1 protein-coding gene and 1 pseudogene are annotated in these 709 nt (G+C 46.0%); both read right to left on the bottom strand.

What is annotated here, in order from left to right:
- The coding region (locus tag ACFINH_RS10200) for a portal protein (RefSeq protein WP_375633059.1) at positions 1-548 on the bottom strand (548 nt) is incomplete at its 3' end.
- Positions 533-709 (bottom strand): annotated as a pseudogene (locus ACFINH_RS10195) (PBSX family phage terminase large subunit); the annotation flags it as partial. The gene ACFINH_RS10200 and the pseudogene ACFINH_RS10195, both read right to left, overlap by 16 nt.

Raw genomic sequence — 709 nt, 5'->3', positions numbered from 1 at the left:
GTTAAATTCGGTTGCACCGCTGCACTATCCCAAACCATTTTTAAAGGATCTAAACGCGTAATAACCGGTTCACCATCAAGACTGTTTTCATAATCAAGGCGGGTATCAGTCCACCCCATGCCGCAGATGACAGCGTCTTGGAAAGCATCACTATCTGCATATTCAGCATGTGCCATGTCGCGAAACCATTCCGCTGCTCCTGTAAGCAATTCACTTGGCAATGCCTTGCCTATTTGACGGGGAATGAATTGCACCTCTCGTTTATTGTTACGCTCTGAACCCACAACGGCATTAACCAATGGTGCAATACGGTTAAACGTCATAACGGGGCGGCGTTGCTCTTTTAACGCCGCTAAATCAGCCTCATTCCACTGATCACCATTGTAAAATCGAAAATCCTCTCTTGCATGTTCGCGCCATTTGTTCACATGCTCAACATCTTCTTTGTACCAGCTCACAAGCTTGCGAAATAAGCCTTCTGTCGACAAATCTGATGCGTTACTTTCTTTCTCTAAATGCTCTTCATCATACATCATTCTGCCATCCATGACGTGCTTTCATAAGTTTCTCTACCGCTATAAGCTGGTCTCTTCTGTTTCTGCACCGGCTGTTCATAACCCACACACATCAAGCCAAAGGCATCCGCACCATGACTGGACCAATCATGCTCTGCTCCCAAGCCAATATTGCGCTTCTCATCCCATTTCTC

The sequence above is a fragment of the Bartonella sp. AA74HLJMH genome, assembly GCF_042197045.1.
Classification (GTDB): Bacteria; Pseudomonadota; Alphaproteobacteria; order Rhizobiales; family Rhizobiaceae; genus Bartonella.
This window is presented reverse-complemented; position numbering and strand designations above follow the sequence as displayed.